Below are 18,000 nucleotides of genomic sequence, written 5' to 3' on the forward strand. Positions count from 1 at the left end.
CAGCCGGGTGGCGCGGGCCCGGCGCGCTCCACTCAGCCGGGCACGACGACGGCGAGCCACAGGCCCGACCCCACGCCGAGCACCAAGGTGGCGACGGCCGCGAGATGCAACGTGACGACCGGAGCCGTGCGGACCGAACGCCCGACCACGACGGTCGCAGACCCGCCGTCCATCCCTCCGCCGGCCGGCGCCTCCCGGCCCCCCGCCGCGGGCGCTATCCAGCGCAGGTAGTAGAAGAGGCTGGCAACGGTGTTGACCGCGGCCAGCACGACCAGCCAGGCGAGGCCGCCGTCCCAGGCGGCGGCGAAGACCGCCACCTTGCCGACGAACACCGCGGTGGGGGGCGTTCCGACAAGGCCGAGCAGGCACACGACGAGGCTGACGACGACCCACCGGTTCCGGCCGGCGGCCGCGGCCCAGTCGGTGATCGACCGGGCCTCGGGAAAGGCCGCCACCGCCGCGAAGGCGCCGAGGTTGGTGATCGCGTAGCCGGTGAGGTAGATGGCCAGGGCCGGAAGAGCCAGGTCGGTGCGGCCGGCGACGGCGACCGCCATGAACAGGTAGCCGACCTGGCTCACCGTGGAGTACGCCAGCAGTCGGAGGACGTCGGTCTGGTTGAAGGCGGCCAGGTTGCCCAGGGTCATGCTCAGCGCGGCGATCACCGCCACCAGCAGGGGCACGTCCAACGGGACCCCGGCGAGCGGCTCGACGAGCAGCCGGAAGGCTGCCGCGACGGCGCCGATCTTCGGGATGGTGGTGATGTAGGCGGCCATCGCCGGCGTGGTTCCGGCGGTGACGTCGGGAACCCAGAAGTGCACCGGCACGGCGCCTGCCTTGAACCCGACGCCGGCGAGGACGCCGATGACGCCCATGGCCAGCAGCGCGGCCGGTGCCTGGGGGAGCAGCGTGGCGAGCTCCGGGTAGCCGGTGGTGCCGGTGGCCAGCACGAGGGACGTGACCCCGACCATCATCAGCACGCCGACGAAGGCCCCCATGAGGTAGTACTTCAGCGTCGCCTCGGTGCCCGGCGCGTCCTTGGCGAACCCGGCGAGGGCGTAGAGCGGGATGCTCGCCAGCAGGTAGGCGGCGACCAGGAGCAGCAGGTCGCCACTGGCCGCGAGTGCGATGGTGCCCAGCGCGCCGAGGAGCATGAGGACATTGGCCTCGGTCTCCCGGGGGTGTCCCGCGAGCGAGGACGACGCCAGGACGACGGCCACCGCCGCCGACAGCGCGACGACGATCCGGACGATCCCCGTGGTGCCGTCGATGACCCAGGTCTCCTCGAACACCCGCGTCGGCGGATCGCCGAGAACTACGGCCGCGGCGGCCGCGCTCGCCACGCAGGCGGCGACGACCACGGCCCGGACCCGCCACTGCCGGTGCTGCGGGGTCCACAGGCCCAGCAGCAGGCCGCCGACCGCGCCGAGGAGCAGCAGCAGCTCCGGAAGGAGCGCCAGCGCCTCCTCCCCCGCGCCGGTCATGCCGCCCATCGGGGCGTTCACCGGGCCACCAGCTGCGCCACCGCGGCGGCGGCCGGTTCGATGACGTCCAGGAGCGCCCGGGGAAAGAGCCCCAGCAGCACTGCGAGCACGAGGAGCGGGACGACGGCCCCGAGTTCGGGCCCGTGGACGTCACGCATACCGGTGGCCGGGCGGCGCCGCAGCGCGGTCGCCGTCGCACCGCCCTCCGTCGGCCGGGAGGACGGCGCCACGTCCCCGGCATCGCCGTCGTCCGAACCGCTGTCTTCCCCGACCGACGGGACGGCGGTCGGGCCGGTGAGCAGGCGCTGCAGCGCCACGAGGAACAGCCCGGCGGTGACCAGGATGCCCGTCACGGCCAGGACGGTGGCGACCGGCGCCGCCTGCAGTGCCCCGGTGAAGATCTGGAACTCGGCGATGAAACTGGCGAAGCCCGGCAGGCCCAGGGAGCCGAAGGCGGCCACCGCGAGCAGGGCCGCGAACACCGGCGCCGGCCGGGCGAGCCCGCCCCAGCTGTCGAAGGCGTAGGTCCGCCCGCGGGACCACAGCACCCCGCTGAGCAGGAAAAGTGCGCCGGTCAGCAGGCCGTGGCCGACCATCTGGTACAGCGCGCCGACCGTGGCGATGGTCCGGGCCTCCGCGTCCGCCTGCCCGACCAGGCCTGCGGCGCCGAGCCCGAGGAGGACGTAGCCCATGTGGTTGACCGAGGTGTAGGCGATCATGCGCTTCACGTTGGTCTGCGCGAGGGCGACGAAGGCTCCCCACAGCACGCTGATGACCCCGACCACGACCACGACCATGGCCCACCGCTGCCAGGCGTCGGGCAGGATCGGCATCGCGATGCGGACGAAACCGTAGGTGCCGAGCTTCAGCAGGATCCCGGCCAGGATGGCCGACCCCGCGGCCGGCGCGTCGGTGTGCGCGTCGGGCAGCCACGTGTGGAACGGGAACAGCGGCGTCTTGACCGCCAGACCCAGCCCGATCGCCAGCAGCACGAGGCCGGCGGCCAGCGGGGAGTCCGTCAGCGGGGGGTTCGCCGCGAGCGCGACCATGTCGAAGGTCCGCTCCTCGCTGCCGAGGAACAGCCCGATGAAACCGACCAGCAGGGCCAGCGACCCGACGAAGGTGTAGAGGAAGAACTTCAGGGCGCTGCGTCGAGCATGGTCGTGTCCCCAGCCGGCGATGACGAAGTACATCCCGACGATCGTCAGGTCGAAGAAGACGAAGAACAGGATCAGGTCCAGCGCGGCGAACGTGCCCAGGCAGGCTGTCTGCAGGAAGAGGAACAGCGCGGCCTGCGCGCGCGGCCGGTCCGGCTCGCGCAGCGACCAGACGGCGCAGGCCAGGAACAGCACACCCGTCAGGGCCAGCAGCGGCAGGGAGAGCCCGTCGACGCCGATGTGGTACCCGGCGTCCACCGTCGGGATCCACCGGAGGTCCACCTCGTAGGCGAGGTTCCCGACCACACCGGTGGCACCCTGACCCGGGTCGTACCGCCACCACATCCAGGCCACGAGAGCCAGGTCGGCGGCTGAGGCCGCTATCCACACCCAGATGGCCGCGCGGCCGGCCAGCGCCGGAACCGCCAGCAGCAGGGCCGCCGCAGCGAGCGGGAGCAGGACGACGACGGTGAGCAGCACGGTCACCTCGCGATCAGGAGGAAGGCGAGCAGCACGCCGACGCCGGCGACCGCCTGGACGTAGTACTGGTGCAGCAGCCCGGTCTGCGGACGGCGGGCGGCCGCACCTGCCCGCCGGAAGGCGCGGGCGGTGCCCCGGACGGCGCCGTCGACCACGCCGGTGTCGGCCCGCGCGAAGGCGGCAGCGGCCTGGGTGACCGTCCGTGCGACGCCCCGCACCACGCCGTCGATGACCCGGTCGTCCAGGGCAGCGGCCACCCGGGCCACCACCATCGCCGGCGCCGGGGACAGCAGTCGCCGCAGCCCGACCCAGGACCCGAGCGGGCCCCGTTCGAAGTCCCGGACCACAGCGGGCCGCGCCCGGACCACCACGACCGACACCGCGAGCGCGGCGACCGCGAGGACCCCGCCCACCAGGAGGCCGCCGGGATCCACCGGCTGCGCCTCGACGCCGAGCACGTCCTCCAGCGCACCCGCCACCGCAGGCACCGCCAGCGCCCCGAGGCCGGCGGCCGTGATCGCGAACACGACAGCGGTGGCGGTGGCCGGCACCGGGACGCGCCGAGTGCCCGGCTCCTCGTCGTCCAGCGGCTCGACGCCCGTCGGCCGGGCGAGGACGATCGCGATGATCTTCGCGGCGTACACCGCCGAGAGCACCGCGGCGGCCAGGCCGACCATGCGCAGCGGTCCGCTGCCGGCCTCGGCGAGGATGCCCTCCTTGGTCGCCCACAGGGACAGCGGGGGGATCCCGGCCAGCGCCAGCCCGGCCACGGTGGCCGCGGCGCCGATCCCCGGATAGCGCCGGGCGGCGCCGCGCAGCCGGGGCAGCTGCTTGGTGCCCAGCGCCGTCAGCCAGGACCCGGTGGCCACGAACAGGCCGGCCTTGACCGCGGCGTGCGCGACCAACTGCCCCGTACCCCCCGCGGTGGCGCCGATGCCGGCAGCGAGGATGACGAAGCCGATCTGGGCGGCGGTGCTGGCGGCGAGGAGTTGCTTGAGGTCGCGCTGCGCCACGGCGATGGCGCCGAGCACGAGCGCGGTGAGCGCGCCCGCCCAGGCGGCGGCGGTGGCCGCCCAGCCGGTGGCCGCGAGCAGGGGTTGCGTGCGCAGGAGGAGATATCCACCGGCCGCGACCATGGTCGCCGAGTGGAGCAGCGCGCTCACCGGGCTCGGCCCCGACATGGCGCCGGAGATCCATGCGGAGAACGGCAGCTGCGCGGACTTGCCCAGCGCCGCGACCAGCACGCCGGCCGCGGCCAGGTCCAGCCAGCCGCCGTCCGCTGTCGCGAGATCCCGGAGGACCAGTCCGCCCGTCCCGGCGAGCGCGGCACCGGCCACGACGTAGAGCCCCAGGTCGCCGGCGCGCGTGGTGAGGAACGCCCGGGTCCCGTCGTTCAGCTTGCCCGGGTCCTGCCACCGGTACCCGATCAGCGCATACGAGGTCGCGCCCATCACCTCCCACGCCAGCAGCAGCGCCGGGAACGTGGTCGCGGTGACCGTGGCCAGCATCGCCGCGATGAAGAGCAGGAAGTAGCCGAAGAAGCGGGCACGCGCCGCATCCGGCGGCAGGTCGACGACGGCGAACACGGTGGTCAGCAGCGCCACGGCCGCGACCAGGACCACGAGAACGGCCGACAGCCCGTCGACGGCCAGCCCGAGCTCGCCGCCCCGCACGATCCCCAGGAACGGCGCCGACAACCGGGGTCGGTCACCTGCGGTCACCGCCGCCAGCGCGAGGGCACCGACGGTGGCGAGCACGGCGGCCTGCCCGGCGACGCGATCGGCGCGCCGGCCCGTGACCAGCAAGAGAACTCCGAGCGCGGCAGGCAGGAGGACGAGGGCGCCCAGCGCCGTCGTTCCAAGGGACCCGCTCATCCGCGCAGGTCCGTGGCCATGTCGACCATGTCGACCTGCCGCGCCCGGTAGATGGCCACCGTCACGGCGAAGCCCATCGCCATCTCCACCGCCATGACGACCAGGGCCACGACGACGAGCATCTGGGCGTCCGGCAGCTCCGGGGCCAGGAAGTACCAGGCCGCTCCCCCGGCCAGCAGGACGCCGTTGAGGACCAGTTCGAGTCCCATCATCACCATCACGATCGACTGCTGGGACAGCGCCCCGAACAGCCCGACGCCGATCAGGCCGGCGGCGACGGTGAGCACGATCTGCAGCACCAGTTCGGCGGTCACCGCGGCAGCCCGCCAGGAATCGGGTCGTCCGGCCGCTTCGCGGCGAGGTCCGCGCCGAAGCGGTCGTAGCGGCCGCGCGCGGTGGCGAGCACCGTGCCGGCCAGGATGGTCGCGAACAGCCCGATGCCGATCACCAGCATGACCAGCATGTGGCTGCCCATGATTGCCTCGCCCAGCTGACGGGTGCTGTCCTCCGGCCGCTCGGTACGCCCGATCGGCCAGTCCACCGTCCAGATCCCCACCACCAGGACGACGAACGTCACGGCGCCGGTGACGGCCGAGCCGCGGGCGTTGTGCACCATCGTCATCGGCATCAGGCCGGCCGGGTTCATCATGAACATGATCATGAAGACGGCCATGATGGCCATCTCGATCGTCATCATCAACGCCGTCACCACGGCCAGGTAGACCAGGTCGAAGGCCAGCAGCACGCCGGCGACGGCGAGGAACGAGGCAAGCAGGGCGAAGGTCGCCCGGGCCATCGAGTCGACCACGAAGACCGCGATCCCCCCGGCCACCGACAGCACACCCAGCACGACCACGGCCGCGACCGTCCAGCCCGACAGGTCGGTCAGCACGTCCGTCCTCCTCCCGATCAGACCGCGTAGAAGCCGGACAGCAGCAGCACCGCCACCACCAGGGCCTGCACCAGCGTCACCGGGACCAGCACCGTCCAGGCCACCTCGACCACCCGATCAGGACGCAGCACCGGCAACCGCCGGCCCGCCCAGACCAGGGCGACAACGACGGCGACCGTCTTCAGCAGCTGCCACACCGGGCCGGGCAGCCACGGCCCGGAGCCGCCGCCGAGGAACAGCGCCACCGCCATCGCGGCAGTGGCGCCGAGGAAGATCGCCCTACCCGCCTCCACCAGCAGCCGGTCGACGCCGGAGAGCTCCGAGGTGACGCCGCCGGCGATGTCAGCTCCGGTCGGTGCGCCGAACGGCCCCCAGAACGCGAAGGCCGCCGCGCTGGCGAGGAACACGACGAACGCGACCGGCATGGACACGACGAACCACAGGCCGGCCTGCGCCGACAGGATGTCCGCCGTCCGCAGGGAGCCCGCCCCCACCCCCACGGCGATCAGGGAGAACATCAGCGGCAGCTCGTAGGCCAGGCCCTGCGCGAGGAACCGGTACCCGCCGGTCAGCGCGTGGACCGCATTCGGGCCCCAGCCGACCAGCCAGACAGCCGCCCACAACAAGGCCTCCATGGCGTTAAACCACACGAGGTCCACGCTCGTCGACCACAGCGTCCGGCCACCGATCGGGACGACGGCCAGGGACAGCACCGCCAGCACCGGCACAGCCGCAATGCCCAACCGCCACAGCAGCGGGTCGGGCGCGAGCGTCGTCCGACGCTGCTCGGTCAGGAGACGAACGCTGGAGCGCACCGGCTCGAGAACCGCCGGCGCTCCCGCGCCCGTGAGCACGACCCGATCCACCGCCGCCACCAGCCACCCCAGCCCGAGCGCCGCGCCCATGACCAGCAGGGCCGAGGGCACCACCCCCCAGGCCGCCGCCGCGGTCTCCGTCTCAGGCACGGGCCTCCTCCGGCGCCGTGCGGGCTGCCGACCGGTCGAGTGCGACGCTGGCGACGATCAGGCGGGCGGTCCCCAGCTCGGTTCCCTCCAGCACCGCGGCGACCTCGTCCAGCGACGTCGGCGACGCCGGCGCTTCCACGTCGCCGCCCGAGGCCACGTCGCACCACCTGCGTACGCGATCGAGGACGTCGCCGCCCGCTGTGCGACCGAGTGAGGAGTGCAGGTGTCCCGCGCCGCGGACGGTCCACGCCAGCGCCCGCGAGCGACGCACTCGCCGGGCCACGCGCTCGGCCCGGCGCCGGGCCGTCGCGAGCTCGCTCCGGTCCGTGGAGGCGAGACCATCCCGGGCGCACCGGGCATCGCGTGCGGCGGTCGGCCACCCGGCGACGAGGAGAAGCGAGGCGAGCTGGTCGAGCGCCGCCCGTTGCGGATGCACCTTCCCCGGAGGGGAGCCCCTGTCGTCAGTGGCGTCCACCCAGGACAGACGGGCACTGGTCAGGACGTCGCCCTGGAGGTCAGCCCGCAGGAGGAGGCCTGTGGGCCACCCCGGAAGGACGGGTCCGATCGCCACCCGAAGGACGTCCAGTGCCAGCCCGTCCCGATCCGGTGCGGTCTCCGCCATCGGCAGTCCGGCGACGTCGCCGCCGTGATGCATGTGATGACCCGCGTGCCCCCCACCACCCATGGCGGCGTGGTCCATGCCCGCCATGCCCGAGTGGTCCATGCCCGCCATGCCCGAGTGGTCCATGCCCGCCATGCCCGAGTGGTCCATGCCCGCCATGCCCGAGTGGTCCATGCCCTCGTGGCCCGAGTGGTCCATGCCCTCGTGGCCCGAGTGGTCCATGCCCCCCGCCGGGTGACCGGCACCGGCGCGAGCCGGAACGGCGCCATCGACATGCTCTTCAGGCGCCGCGGCGCCGAGCGCGCGAACCGTCTCCTCCAGCCGGTGGTGCAGGTCGGTGGCGGCGCGAAGGTCGACCCGGTGCCGGGGCTGAGCAATCTGGGACCACAGGACGTCGATGGCAGCGGCCAGCTCGGGGCCGGGCAAACCGAGCACGAGCAGGACGTCGGTGTCGGCGGGCGACATCGCCAGCGGCCAGCCCCGGCGGTCGAGCTCTGCCTCCACCGCCCGCCTCAACTCGACGGTGCCCGGTGCATCGACGATGAGGACGCGGGGCCGGGCCAGGGCCCACGCCCGGAGTCGGCGACTCAGGTCCATCGCAGGGCGCCTTCTCGCCAGACGTAGACCACGCCGACGAGCAGGACGGCCAGGAAGCCGAACATCTCGACGACGGCCCCGGCGCCCATGTCGGCGAGCACCACGGCCCACGGGTACATGAAGATCATCTCCATGTCGAAGGCGAGGAAGAGAATGGTGATCGCGTACCAGCGCGCGTGGTAGCGGGAGGCCGCATGCTGCTGCGGCAGCATGCCCGACTCGAACGGCATGACGTCCGTCGCGCGGCGGGCGACGGCCATCACCGACGACGCGCCGTAGAGAGTGGCCACGAGGGCGCCGACCAGCGCGAACAGGGACAGGACGGCGAGCACGACCACTCCTTTGCCTCGTACCGACCGGTCTGCTCCCGGCTGAACAACAAGGCTTATCCGCACGATCGCACGGACGTCTCACACGCTAGGGCCTGCAGCCGCCGCTCACCGCCCCGAGGCCGGGACCGGAGCGATCAGCCCTTGACTGTGGTACCTGCCAGCGCACCGGGGACGCGCGGGCCGTCCGGACGGTGACCGGCACCCGCTCCCCCGTCGGTCCGGTTCGAGGCAAGGGCCTTGAACCGGCGCAGCCGCAGGCTGTTGGAGACCACGAACACCGACGAGAACGCCATCGCAGCCCCGGCCAGCAGGGGGTTGAGCAGGCCCGCAGCGGCGAGCGGCAGCGCCGCGACGTTGTAGGCGAAGGCCCAGAAGAGGTTGCCCTTGATCGTGCTCAGGGTCTTCCGGGACAGCCGGATCGCGTCGGCCGCGGCGCGCAGGTCGCCACGGACCAGCGTCAGATCGCTCGCTTCGATCGCGGCGTCGGTTCCGGTGCCCATGGCGAGGCCGAGGTCGGCCTGGGCGAGCGCGGCGGCGTCGTTCACGCCGTCACCGACCATGGCGACGACCTTGCCCTCGCCCTGGAGGCGCTTGACGACGTCGACCTTGTCCTGCGGCAGCACCTCGGCGATGACCTCGGTGATGCCCACCTGGGCGGCCACCGAGCGGGCCACCGTCTCGTTGTCGCCGGTCAGCAGCACCGGCGTGAGACCGAGGTCGCGCAGCTGGCGGACGGCCTCGGCCGACGTCTCCTTGATCGCGTCGGCCACGACGAGGATCCCGCGTGCCGCGCCGTCCCAGCCGGCCACGACGGCCGTCTTTCCGTCCGCCTCCGCGGCGGCCTTGGCGCGCTCGAGGTCGGCGGGCAGCCGCTGCGACCATTCGGCGAACAGCCGGGACCGGCCGACGATCACGGCGTGACCGTCGACGACGCCCTGGACGCCGAGGCCTTCGACGTTCGTGAAGCCCTCCACCGCGGGGAGGGCGCCGGTGCGCTCGGTGGCCCCCTTGGCGATCGCCTGGGCGATGGGGTGCTCAGAGGCGTCCTCCAGCGCCCCGGCCAGTCGCAGCAGGCGGTCGGAGTCCTCGCCGGACGCCGGGACGACGTCGAGCAGTGTCATCCGGCCGGTGGTGACGGTGCCGGTCTTGTCCAGGACGACGGTGTCGACCTTGCGGGTGGACTCCAGGACCTCCGGGCCCCTGATGATGATGCCGAGCTGCGCGCCGCGACCGGTGCCGACCATCAGCGCGGTCGGCGTGGCCAGGCCGAGGGCGCACGGGCACGCGATGATCAGGACGGCGACCGTGGCGGTGAAGGCCGCCGTGATCCCGGCCCCCGCGCCGAGCCAGAAACCGAGGGTGGCGACGGCCAGGGCGATGACGATGGGCACGAAGATGCCCGAGACGCGGTCGGCGAGCCGCTGGACCTCGGCCTTGCCGTTCTGCGCTTCCTCCACCAGCCGCGCCATCTGCGCCAGCTGGGTGTCGGAGCCGATGCGGGTCGCCCGGACGACGATGCGGCCGCCGGCGTTCACCGTGGCACCGACCACGCTGTCCCCGGGTCCGACCTCGACCGGGACGGACTCTCCCGTGAGCATCGAGGCGTCGACGGCCGAGGAGCCCTCGGTGATCACGCCGTCGGTGGCGATCTTCTCTCCCGGGCGGACGATGAACAGGTCACCGACGGCCAGCAGGTCGACGGCGATCCGCTCCTCGCGCCCGCCGCGCAGGACGGAGACCTCCTTGGCACCCAGTTCCAGCAGCGCCCGCAGGGCCGCGCCGGCGCGCCGCTTGGAGCGTGCCTCGAAGTACCGGCCGGCGAGGATCGCCGTGGTCACGCCGGCGGCGACCTCGAGGTAGATGTTCGCCGCGCCGTCGGTCGCGCTGATGGTCAGCTCGAACGGGTGCGTCATGCCCGGCATGCCGGCCGTACCGAAGAACAACGCGTACAGCGACCACCCGAAGGCGGCCAAGGTGCCCATCGAGATGAGCGTGTCCATGGTGGAGGCGCCGTGACGCAGGTTCGTCCACGCGGCCTTGTGGAAGGGATAGGCCCCCCAGACCACCACGGGAGCCGCGAGCGTCAGTGACAGCCACTGCCAGTAGGTGAACTGCAGCGCCGGGATCATCGCCATCGCGATGACGGGCACCGTGAGCGCGGTGGCGACCAGGAGGCGCTGGCGCAGCAGGGCGACGGGGTCCCGTCCGCCGGGCTCCTCGCCTTCCGCACCGGTCGTCTCCGGGCGCGGCGGCTCGGGCAGCCGGGCGGTGTAGCCGGCCTTCTCCACGGCGGCCACCAGGTCGTCGGGCGTGACGCCGTCGGCGAAGGTCACCTTCGCCTTCTCGGTGGCGTAGTTGACCGTGGCGGTAACGCCGTCGAGCTTGTTGAGCCGCTTCTCGATCCGCATGGCGCACGACGCGCAGGTCATGCCGCCGATCGCGAGCTCGACCTGGTCGCCGCCGGCCGGAGCCGGCGCTGTCGTGCTGTTCGTCGCGGAGCTCACTGGTTCTCCCTGTCAGAAATCGCTGTGGTGCGTCGGCGGGGACACCCGGTCAGTCGCCGGTGTCGCCGTTCATGTCCATGCCGCCGTGGCCGGCGTCCGACGCCGGTGCCGGCGACTCGGTCTGGTCTGCCGCCGACCCGACCGGGCCCACGGCGCTGCCGATACCGAACGCCGCGGCGAAGGCGAAAGCGAGGCCGACCACATAGGCCCCGACCTTGGCCGCAGTGCCGTTCACGTCTGCTCCTCTGGGCTCGCGGTGCCAGGACGGCGGTCCGGTGTCCCGGACCGCCGGTCCGTCACTTGCAGCCGCAACCGCAGCCGGACGAGGTCGCCGACGCAGGCTGCTCGACCGGCGCCGTGACCTCGTAGCCGGCCTCCTCCACAGCGGCCCGCACGGCGGCGTCGTCGATGTCGGTATCGCTGGTGACGGTGAGGCCGCCGCTGGCCAGGTCGACGTTGACGCCCGTGACACCGGGTACCTGCGTGACCTCCTCGGTCACCGAGTTGACGCAGTGCCCGCAGGTCATGCCGACGACGGTGTAGGTGGTGGTGCTCATCAGGGTGTTCCTCTCGGATCTCTTGTCGTTCTTGCGCTTGTTCTCGTAGTCGGGAGCGTTGGGTCCCGCTGGTCCTCGACGACGCAGTGGCTCAGGAGCGGACGAGACGGGCGATGGCCTCGGACGCCTCGCGCAGCTTCTGCTCGGCTTCCGACCCACCCGCCGCGGCCGCTCCGACCACGCAGTGGCTCATGTGCTCCTCGAGCAGGCCGAGAGCGACGGACTGCAGCGCCTTCGTCATGGCAGAGACCTGAGTGAGGATGTCGATGCAGTACTTCTCGTCCTCCACCATGCGCTGCAGACCGCGGGCCTGGCCCTCGATTCGACGAAGCCGCTTGAGGTAGTCGTCCTTGCGGTGGATGTACCCGTGCGGCCCCGCCGCCTCAGTGGTGCTCATATCGCCGCCCGCCACCTTTCAAAACCAATACTGGGTAGGGGTATCTCCTGCTACGACGTTACGACAGCTCGTCGGCGGTCGCAAGTCCCCCGGGACCGCCGGCGGGCGGCAACTGCCGCGACCGCGCCGGGCAGGGAAGCGACGTCACGTCGTCGCGTCGACCCGATCCCGATGTCGTTATCCGTCCGGCGTACGGGTAGGCGACCGTTGTCGGCGCCTTTCGGTTGGCGTCTGCCGCCCGCGCCGGCATCGAGAGGAGTGACCGTCATGAGCGTTGCCGGCGAGATGCTGGAGGCCTACCCGAAGGATCTCGGCGGGGTCGACCGCCAGAAGCTGCAGGAGTGCATCGAAGCGTGCTTCGAGTGCGCCCAGGCCTGCACGGCCTGCGCCGACGCCTGCCTCAGCGAGGACATGGTGGCCGAGCTGACCACGTGCATTCGGACGAACCTCGACTGCGCCGACGTCTGCGACACGACGGGCCGGGTCCTCTCCCGGCACACCGGTTACGACGCCAACCTCACCCGCGCCGTCCTGGAGGCCTGCGCCGCCGCCTGCAAGGCCTGCGGCGACGAATGCGCCCGGCACGCCGAGATGCACGAGCACTGCCGGGTGTGCGCTGACTCCTGCCGCCGCTGCGAAGCGGCCTGCAGAGACCTGATCAGCTCCCTGGGCTGAACAGGGAACGGAACAGCGGGAGGAGGACGTCGCGGCGCGTGGCGCTGTCCGGGCCGGCGATCGGCGAAGGGTGGTGCTGCCGGCTCGCACCGGCAGCACCACCCTCCCGGCTCAGCCGCCGAGCTCGGTCAGCAGCGTCCCCATCTCCTCGATCTCGGCACTCTGCGACTCGACGATCTGCTCGGCGAGCGCGATCGCATCTGCGTTCTGACCGTCAGCGATCTCGGTCTCCGCCATGTCGACCGCGCCGCGGTGGTGCTCGGTCATCATCTCCAGCCACATGCGGTCGAACTCCGCGCCCGAGGCCGCCTCGAGACCCGACATGTCCATGTTCATCCCGCCCATGTCCATGCCGCCGTCCATGTCCATGCCGCCGTCCATGTCCATGCCGCCGTCCATGTCCATGCCGCCGTCCATGTCCATGCCGCCGTCCATGTCCATGCCGCCGGACTCCTCGGCGGAGGTCGGCTGACCCCAGTCCTCGAGCCAGCTGGTCATCGTCTGGATCTCGGGCTCCTGGGCGGCCTCGATCCGGCCGGCCAGGTCCAGCACGCGCGGGTCCTGGGCGCGACCATCGGCCATCTGGGCCATCTCGAGCGCCCCTTCATGGTGGACGATCATCCCCTGGGCGAAGGTGACGTCGGCGTCGTTGAACTCCGCCGACTGGCTGGCCGAGCTTCCGGCGTTCGTGTCATTCATGTCCATCGAGCTGCCTCCGGAGCAGCCGGTCAGGACGACGGCGCCGGCGATCAGTCCACCGGCGAGGCGGACGAGTCGAGCGTTGCTGCTGGTCACTGCATGTCTCCTGTCAGGAAGGGGTTCTCAGGGCGTGCCGTCTGACCCCATCCAGCGCAGGAGCTGATGGGGTCCGGAGCGGTCGGCCTAGATCCGCAGGAGACAGAGAGCGGAGAGGTCAGGTGGTCGAGGAAGCCTCGCCCACCCCCTGAACGAGCTGAGATGCGAGGCGACGTCCCGAAGAACCGGAGCCGCCACCATCCCGATGAGGCTCGCGGCGGCGAGCAGGACCAGCCCGGCGTACAAGATCGCCAGACACAAGGACCAGAGGTGCGATGCGACGCCGTGACCCGGGCTCGGCTGGCCGGCCATCTCACCCGTGTCCACGGATGGAGTCACCTGCTGGAGTTCACCACCCGCGGCCGTCGACGCGGAGAGCGACTCAGCGTCCAGGGGATCCTCCGCGCCGTGCTGAGCGACCGCCACCTCGGTGTGACGAAGGCCGGCATCCGCGGCGATGTACTGGGCTCCGTGCATGGAGAAGATGGCCGCCAGCAGCAACAGGACCCACAGACGTCGCGTTGGCATGTCACCCCCTCCCGCCGAGTCACAGTACTACCCACGGTAGTAGCACCTGCCCACCGTCAGGTCCTGGATCAGGCGGCTCGCCCCGCCGGGAGAGCCGACCGTCGGCCGCCCGCCCGTCAGCCCTCGTCGACGGGCTTGCGGGAGAGCTCGATCAACTGCCTGAGGCAATGCTCCCGGAGAGGCTCGGGAAACCCGTCCGCCAGACGATAGAAGACGACACGGCCGTCCTTGCGGCTCGTCACGAACCCGGCCGTCCGCAACAGTCGGAGCGCGTAGCTCACGGCGTCCTCAGTCGCCTCCAACGCCAGGGCCATGTCGCCGACGCACAGTTCCTCGACGACGTCCAGGGCGTACAGCACCCGTGCTCGCGTGGGGTCGGCCAGCAGACTGAGCACGCTGGTCAGCCGCGCCGCATCGTCTCGACTGGGGAGCCGCCCCCGGGCACTCGCCACCCGGTCCGGGTCGACCGGGTGCGCATGGGGGGCTCCTCCGGTCACCCGTGCAGATTAGGCCGCCCAGCGTCAGGTGCAGCGACCCGGCGGGTCCACCAGGAGCCGCACTCATGAGGTGAGTGTCTCGATCAGCTGCTGAAGCTCCTGGGCGTCGAGTTCGCCGACCGATCTGGCCACGATGCGTCCGCGCTCATCGATGGCGAGGGTGACCGGCAGGCCGCGCACGCCGAGAGCCGAGAGCAGCTCACCGTCGGGGTCGAGGACGTGGGGGTAGCCGATCCCCAGGTCGGAGACGAGGGACGCAGCACCTTCGGGGCTGTCCTGTGTGTCCACACCGAGGAACCGGACGTCTTGGCCGTTTCGGACGAAGGCCTCCTGCAGGAGGGGCATCTCCTCGCGGCACGGCAGGCACCACGTGGCCCAGAGGTTCAGCAGCGTCGGCCGTCCCGTCAATCGGTCCAGCGAGACGTCCGGACCGGGGCCGAGGCAGGCCAGCGTCAACGCAGGTAGTGCGTCGTCGCTCGCCGTCACGACCTCGTCGGGAAGCTCCTCGCAGCGCGGCGCCGTCGCTGCCGGGTTCACCGTGCGGTCGGCAGCCGTTGCCGAGCCGGTCTCGTCAGGGGTGCTGGTAGCACAACCGGCCAGCAGGGCGACGGCGAGCAGGGCGACGGCGAGCAGGGCGACGGCGAGCAGGCCGCCGAGGTGCGGCCGCGCCATCAGTCGCCTCGATAGAGGTCGCGGAAGCTGGAGCCGCCGTCGGCGGAGGACACGATCGCGCCGTCCACCGCGACGTAGACGTTGTCTCCATCGACGCCCAGCGCCTCGGGCGCGCCTCCGGCCTGACCGCGCTCCTCCCAGGTGCGCCCACCGTCGGTGCTGGCGTGCACGGTGCCGTCCGGCGCGACGCCGACGACGACGGCCGGGTCCGATGACCAGGCGACCAACTGCAGCAGCGGCGCCTCCGGAACGAGGGTGACGGTCTCGCCACCGTCCTCGCTGAGCGCGACACCCTGCTCGGTCGTGAGCAGCAGTCGCTGAGCCTGCGCCGGGTCGACGGCGAGATCGGCGATGCTGGCGGCCCCGCGGTCGGTCCAGTCGGTCTTGTCGTCGCTGACCAGGAGACGGCCACCGCTGTATCCGTAGATGACACCCTGGGCTACGTCGAGCGCATGGAAGTCGGCATCCCCTTCCAGGGACAGGGTCGTCCAGGTCTGCCCGCCGTCCGTGCTCTCGATCAGGCCCAGGTTGCTCGGGCCGGAATCCCCTTCGCCGGGGTGGCCGCTGGCCAGGTAGTGCTTCGGTCCGATGACGGTGAAGCCCATGAAGTCCCGGACGCGGTCGGCGATCCGAGTCAGCTCCCCGTCGTCGGACACTCGGACGACGCCATAGTGGGTGCCGGCGTAGAGCTCGCCGTCTGCCGGATCCACCGCCAGTCCGTGGACATGCTCGAGTGTGACCTCGCCGGCGACGGTGGCCGCCGGAGCCTCGCTGGTGCAGCCGGCGATCGTCAGCACGCCGGCGACACCGGCGGCGAGGAGTCCATACCGGCGCCCGCGACGGCGGCGGCCGTCTGCCGTGTGCACCGGCCACGTCGTGCGGCGAGCGAATGGGGCGGTCGGCATGAACTCTCCAGAAAAGGGCCGCCAGACGAATTACTAGCGTCGATAGTAGTAGGTCCCGGCGACCCGGTCAGGCCCAGCCCGGCACCACGCACAGGCCGCTGGACACGGCGGAGACGACGGGCCACGCAGCGAGAGCCACGGGGCCGAACACCGTCGCCAGCGCGACTGCCCCGACCAGGATGCGACAGGGCAGGGGCACCGGCGGAATCGGCGCCAGCAGGCGCGTGACGCGGAAGGTGGTCGAGCCTTCGGCGGCGCCCAGCGCGGGACCGGGCGCCCTCATGCCCGCCAGGGTGACCATCGCCGAGGCGACGGAGAGCGGATCCGCTCGCCGGGCAGCGGCATCGTCGGCGAGCAGCTCTACCAGGCGTTCGATCTGGACTCGCGCCGCCGCGAGCAGCGGCACACCCGGCAGCGCCCGTTCACAGATGCGGGCCGCCGCTACGGCGATGTGGTGGTGACCGCGCAGGTGCGCACGCTCGTGGGCGAGAACTCCGGTCAGTTCATCGGCGGTCAGCGCGTGCAGAGCAGCACTGGTGAGCACGACAGCACGCGGCCGTCCGGGGACGCAGAAGGCGGCTGCCCGGTCGGAGTCGACCACCAGCACACCGAGGGAGCGCTCGGGGCGTGCCCCGAGCGCGATCGACCGGCGAAGGTTCCGCCGGGCCCTGCGGTCGCGCATCACGGTCCGGACGGCGACGACGGCCAGTCGGACCGGGAGAGCGACGGCGAGCAACGCGCCTGCCAGCACGGCGGGCAGCCGATCGGGCGAGCCGTAGACGCTGCTGATCGTCATGGCGCAGGCGTGAAGAATCTGGGCCAGCCCCCCGCCGATCGCCGTGGCGGGCACCATCAGGGTCAGACCGGCGAGGACCAGGGCGACCACGAACCCGACCGTGGCCGCCTGCCAGGTGAGGATCGCCAGGCGAGGTGCGCGACCGGCCCATGCCGCGTCGGCCGCCCTGGGTGTGACCGTTGCCAGGACCGCGGCCACGAGGAGCAGCGCGGCGGTTGTCATGCCCCGATGCCCTTGGGGCGGGCGGCCTCGACGGCGGCCCGGAGTCTGGTCACGGTGTCCGCATCCAGGTCGGCGACGAAGTGCATGAGGGCCTCGTCCCGGTCGCCGGATTCGCCGAGGATCTGCTGCAGCAGTGCGGCGGTGTGCTGGGCGGAGGAGCGTGTGGTGGTGTACTCCCAGGCGCGACCCCGTCGGCGGCGTTGCAGCTGACCTTTGCCGTGGAGATTGTCCAGCACGGTCATGACTGTCGTGTAGGCCAGCGGCCGGGACTTGGTGAGTTCCCCGAGCACGTCTCGGACCGTTGCCGGCTCCGCTCGTTGCCACAGGCACCGCATGACAGCAGCTTCCAGTTCGCCGAACGGCTGCATGCCCCCTCCTCGCTCGATGCCTGCCACGAAGCCACATGCGGCAACCGCAGCACCTTGGCGGTGGTGCCCGAGCGGACCGGGACGACGGACGCAGGCCCCTGTAGACTACTACGGTGCTTAGTAGCGACGGGCTCGGCGCCGCTGCCGACCGCCCCCGCGCCCGGCTCACCGGTCCCGCTCGCCGACGGGTCCAGCATGTCACTCCCGCTCGGCAGCCTGCTCGCCCCGGCTCCCTGCACCGACGGCGCCCGCGCCTGCCCGAGTCCAGCGACGCCGCTTCACGGTCAAGGCTCACCGCTTGGGTACGCGGCCTCGACAGTCCTCCTCTCCGCCGTGGCCATCGACGCCCTGATGCAGGGGCCATACCCGACTCCGTGGCTCACGTCCCGTTCACGTGGGGAAGGCGGCCGCAGTGACTTCCGCGCTGACCGTCCGCGCACTGCTCGCGGTCGCGACCGCGGCGGCCTTCACCGTGCTGGTGGGTTGCTCGGCCGGCGACGGAGACCAGACGGGATCGGGCGCGCAGTACGAGTTCACCGGCGCCACGCCGACCGCCACCGTGCTGGACGAAGCAGCCCGGGCCCCGGCGCCGACCTTCGACGGTGAACTGCTGGACGGCAGCCCGTTCGAGTCCTCCTCGCTGGCCGGCGACATCGCCGTCATCAACTTCTGGGGCTCGTGGTG

Annotated in this window: 21 protein-coding genes; 2 read left to right on the forward strand and 19 right to left on the reverse strand. The window is 72.1% G+C overall.

The window, feature by feature from the left end:
* Positions 1-32: 32 nt before the first annotated feature.
* The 12 genes from FN207_RS25435 to FN207_RS25490 form a co-directional block, all read right to left on the reverse strand.
* Positions 33-1,502 (reverse strand): NADH-quinone oxidoreductase subunit N, encoded by a 1,470-nt coding sequence (locus FN207_RS25435; RefSeq protein ID WP_246066374.1) that lies wholly within the window; start codon positions 1,500-1,502, stop codon positions 33-35.
* Positions 1,499-3,124, reverse strand: a complete 1,626-nt coding sequence (locus FN207_RS25440; RefSeq protein ID WP_246066375.1) for a complex I subunit 4 family protein — start codon at positions 3,122-3,124, stop codon at positions 1,499-1,501. Before FN207_RS25440 ends, FN207_RS25435 begins: the two co-directional genes overlap by 4 nt.
* Positions 3,121-4,992, reverse strand: a complete 1,872-nt coding sequence (locus tag FN207_RS25445) for a proton-conducting transporter transmembrane domain-containing protein (RefSeq protein ID WP_142461245.1) — start codon at positions 4,990-4,992, stop codon at positions 3,121-3,123. The genes FN207_RS25440 and FN207_RS25445 overlap by 4 nt, the downstream gene beginning before the upstream one ends.
* Positions 4,989-5,306: an NADH-quinone oxidoreductase subunit NuoK gene (locus tag FN207_RS25450; RefSeq protein ID WP_083869692.1), complete on the reverse strand. Its 318-nt coding sequence runs from the start codon at positions 5,304-5,306 to the stop codon at positions 4,989-4,991. Before FN207_RS25450 ends, FN207_RS25445 begins: the two co-directional genes overlap by 4 nt.
* Positions 5,303-5,884, reverse strand: coding sequence for an NADH-quinone oxidoreductase subunit J (locus FN207_RS25455; protein WP_142461246.1), 582 nt, complete (start codon positions 5,882-5,884; stop codon positions 5,303-5,305). Before FN207_RS25455 ends, FN207_RS25450 begins: the two co-directional genes overlap by 4 nt.
* Before the next feature lie 17 nt (positions 5,885-5,901).
* Positions 5,902-6,849 (reverse strand): NADH-quinone oxidoreductase subunit H, encoded by a 948-nt coding sequence (locus FN207_RS25460; protein ID WP_246066376.1) that lies wholly within the window; start codon positions 6,847-6,849, stop codon positions 5,902-5,904.
* Positions 6,842-8,068 carry a hypothetical protein gene (locus FN207_RS25465; RefSeq protein ID WP_142461247.1) on the reverse strand — a complete coding sequence of 409 codons (1,227 nt, stop codon included), beginning with the start codon at positions 8,066-8,068 and terminating at the stop codon, positions 6,842-6,844. The genes FN207_RS25460 and FN207_RS25465 overlap by 8 nt, the downstream gene beginning before the upstream one ends.
* Positions 8,059-8,400, reverse strand: coding sequence for an NADH-quinone oxidoreductase subunit A (locus FN207_RS25470; RefSeq protein WP_142461248.1), 342 nt, complete (start codon positions 8,398-8,400; stop codon positions 8,059-8,061). The genes FN207_RS25465 and FN207_RS25470 overlap by 10 nt, the downstream gene beginning before the upstream one ends.
* A 134-nt stretch (positions 8,401-8,534) precedes the next feature.
* Entirely contained in the window at positions 8,535-10,904 is a 2,370-nt protein-coding gene (locus tag FN207_RS25475) for a heavy metal translocating P-type ATPase (RefSeq protein ID WP_142461249.1), read from the reverse strand.
* Positions 10,905-10,953: 49 nt separating this feature from the next.
* Positions 10,954-11,139 carry a hypothetical protein gene (locus tag FN207_RS25480; RefSeq protein ID WP_142461250.1) on the reverse strand — a complete coding sequence of 62 codons (186 nt, stop codon included), beginning with the start codon at positions 11,137-11,139 and terminating at the stop codon, positions 10,954-10,956.
* A 61-nt stretch (positions 11,140-11,200) separates the two neighbouring features.
* Positions 11,201-11,461, reverse strand: a complete 261-nt coding sequence (locus FN207_RS25485) for a heavy-metal-associated domain-containing protein (protein ID WP_142461251.1) — start codon at positions 11,459-11,461, stop codon at positions 11,201-11,203.
* Positions 11,462-11,552: 91 nt separating this feature from the next.
* Positions 11,553-11,858, reverse strand: coding sequence for a metal-sensitive transcriptional regulator (locus FN207_RS25490; protein ID WP_142461252.1), 306 nt, complete (start codon positions 11,856-11,858; stop codon positions 11,553-11,555).
* Positions 11,859-12,125: 267 nt separating this feature from the next.
* Between FN207_RS25490 and FN207_RS25495 the strand changes: the two genes are divergently transcribed.
* The gene (locus FN207_RS25495) at positions 12,126-12,533 is read left to right on the forward strand and encodes a four-helix bundle copper-binding protein (protein WP_142461253.1); all 408 of its coding nucleotides are present in this window, start codon (positions 12,126-12,128) and stop codon (positions 12,531-12,533) included.
* Positions 12,534-12,644: 111 nt separating this feature from the next.
* Here FN207_RS25495 and FN207_RS25500 read toward each other — a convergent pair whose 3' ends face one another.
* The 7 genes from FN207_RS25500 to FN207_RS25530 all read right to left on the reverse strand — a co-directional run bounded on the left by FN207_RS25500 (position 12,645) and on the right by FN207_RS25530 (position 17,316).
* The gene (locus FN207_RS25500; protein ID WP_142461254.1) at positions 12,645-13,328 is read right to left on the reverse strand and encodes a DUF305 domain-containing protein; all 684 of its coding nucleotides are present in this window, start codon (positions 13,326-13,328) and stop codon (positions 12,645-12,647) included.
* A gap of 87 nt (positions 13,329-13,415) precedes the next feature.
* The gene (locus FN207_RS25505) at positions 13,416-13,856 is read right to left on the reverse strand and encodes a DUF6153 family protein (RefSeq protein ID WP_142461255.1); all 441 of its coding nucleotides are present in this window, start codon (positions 13,854-13,856) and stop codon (positions 13,416-13,418) included.
* A 116-nt stretch (positions 13,857-13,972) separates the two neighbouring features.
* Positions 13,973-14,353, reverse strand: coding sequence for an ArsR/SmtB family transcription factor (locus FN207_RS25510; RefSeq protein ID WP_142461256.1), 381 nt, complete (start codon positions 14,351-14,353; stop codon positions 13,973-13,975).
* Positions 14,354-14,416: 63 nt separating this feature from the next.
* Positions 14,417-15,025: a TlpA family protein disulfide reductase gene (locus FN207_RS25515; RefSeq protein WP_142461257.1), complete on the reverse strand. Its 609-nt coding sequence runs from the start codon at positions 15,023-15,025 to the stop codon at positions 14,417-14,419.
* Positions 15,025-15,822 carry a F510_1955 family glycosylhydrolase gene (locus tag FN207_RS25520; RefSeq protein ID WP_142461258.1) on the reverse strand — a complete coding sequence of 266 codons (798 nt, stop codon included), beginning with the start codon at positions 15,820-15,822 and terminating at the stop codon, positions 15,025-15,027. Before FN207_RS25520 ends, FN207_RS25515 begins: the two co-directional genes overlap by 1 nt.
* 175 nt (positions 15,823-15,997) lie before the next feature.
* Complete coding sequence (locus tag FN207_RS25525) at positions 15,998-16,948, reverse strand: M56 family metallopeptidase (RefSeq protein ID WP_142461259.1); 951 nt, start codon at positions 16,946-16,948, stop codon at positions 15,998-16,000.
* Positions 16,945-17,316 (reverse strand): BlaI/MecI/CopY family transcriptional regulator, encoded by a 372-nt coding sequence (locus FN207_RS25530; protein WP_142461260.1) that lies wholly within the window; start codon positions 17,314-17,316, stop codon positions 16,945-16,947. Before FN207_RS25530 ends, FN207_RS25525 begins: the two co-directional genes overlap by 4 nt.
* Before the next feature lie 412 nt (positions 17,317-17,728).
* On the opposite strand from FN207_RS25530, the gene FN207_RS25535 reads away from it, so the two are divergent.
* Positions 17,729-18,000, forward strand: a 272-nt coding sequence (locus FN207_RS25535; RefSeq protein ID WP_425459861.1) for a TlpA family protein disulfide reductase, incomplete at its 3' end; no start/stop codon positions are given.

This window comes from Geodermatophilus aquaeductus (assembly GCF_900182545.1).
Classification (GTDB): Bacteria; Actinomycetota; Actinomycetes; order Mycobacteriales; family Geodermatophilaceae; genus Geodermatophilus; species Geodermatophilus aquaeductus.

Bases quoted from the DNA above. Each gene is read 5' to 3' on its own strand.
- FN207_RS25445 (WP_142461245.1), bottom strand. From the start codon at position 4,992: ATGAGCGGGTCCCTTGGAACGACGGCGCTGGGCGCCCTCGTCCTCCTG.
- FN207_RS25465 (WP_142461247.1), bottom strand. From the start codon at position 8,068: ATGGACCTGAGTCGCCGACTCCGGGCGTGGGCCCTGGCCCGGCCCCGC.
- FN207_RS25485 (WP_142461251.1), bottom strand. From the start codon at position 11,461: ATGAGCACCACCACCTACACCGTCGTCGGCATGACCTGCGGGCACTGC.
- FN207_RS25490 (WP_142461252.1), bottom strand. From the start codon at position 11,858: ATGAGCACCACTGAGGCGGCGGGGCCGCACGGGTACATCCACCGCAAG.
- FN207_RS25495 (WP_142461253.1), top strand. From the start codon at position 12,126: ATGAGCGTTGCCGGCGAGATGCTGGAGGCCTACCCGAAGGATCTCGGC.
- FN207_RS25505 (WP_142461255.1), bottom strand. From the start codon at position 13,856: ATGCCAACGCGACGTCTGTGGGTCCTGTTGCTGCTGGCGGCCATCTTC.
- FN207_RS25515 (WP_142461257.1), bottom strand. From the start codon at position 15,025: ATGGCGCGGCCGCACCTCGGCGGCCTGCTCGCCGTCGCCCTGCTCGCC.
- FN207_RS25525 (WP_142461259.1), bottom strand. From the start codon at position 16,948: ATGACAACCGCCGCGCTGCTCCTCGTGGCCGCGGTCCTGGCAACGGTC.
- FN207_RS25530 (WP_142461260.1), bottom strand. From the start codon at position 17,316: ATGCAGCCGTTCGGCGAACTGGAAGCTGCTGTCATGCGGTGCCTGTGG.